This is a genomic window from Trinickia soli (assembly GCF_002879855.1).
GTDB lineage: Bacteria > Pseudomonadota > Gammaproteobacteria > Burkholderiales > Burkholderiaceae > Trinickia > Trinickia soli.
The window spans coordinates 1-697 of the sequence record NZ_PNYB01000066.1 but is presented as its reverse complement, the minus strand read 5'-3'; the positions used below and the strand labels follow the sequence as shown (position 1 = coordinate 697).

The following is a 697-nucleotide window of genomic DNA, read 5'->3' as shown; positions in this document are numbered from 1 at the left end:
GTGTTGGCGGTGGCGGGCGCGGCGGGCGGCGGGGCGCTGATGGCGACCGATCGACGCACCGTCGGCACGCAAACCGAGGATCGCGAAATCCAGGTGAAGGCTTATTCGCAGATCGCGACCGAGCTTGGCGACGCGACGCACGTTGATGTGACCGTGTTCAATCGGCGCGTGCTGCTGACGGGCGAAGTCCAGACGGATGCGGAGAAGCAGCGCGCCGAACAGATCGCGCGCGGTGTGGGCAACGTCGAATCGATCGTGAACGAGTTGGCCATTGCGCCGAAGACATCGTTTTCCGACCGAGCGAACGATTCGTACCTCGTGACGCGCGTGAAAACCATGTTGATCGCTGAGAAGGGTATTTCGGCGAACGACTTCAAGGTGGTGGGCGAGCGCGGGAATATCTATTTGATGGGCCTTGTCACGGAGCATGAGGGGAACCTCGGGGCGGCGGTGGCGGCGAATGTGCCCGGTGTGATGAGCGTCGTGAAGGTCTTTCAATACATCAAGCCCGAGGACGCGCAGACGCTGGCGCCGGCTGCGGCGCAGGCAGCCAGCGCGCCGAGCTCGGCGCAATCGGCAGAGGCCGAGCCGACGGTGGGGGCGGTGCCGATGGGTGGCGTGACGGCTCAGCCGCTGGATCAGCAGACGCCGGCGCCGGTGACGAACTCCACGCAGGTGCATCCGGGGAGCGCTGGGC

The 697-nt window shown here is 65.7% G+C and carries 1 protein-coding gene; it reads left to right on the top strand.

The annotated features are described in order from the left end of the window. A partial coding sequence (locus C0Z19_RS27665; protein WP_233196319.1) for a BON domain-containing protein occupies positions 1 to 697 on the top strand: 697 nt, incomplete at its 3' end.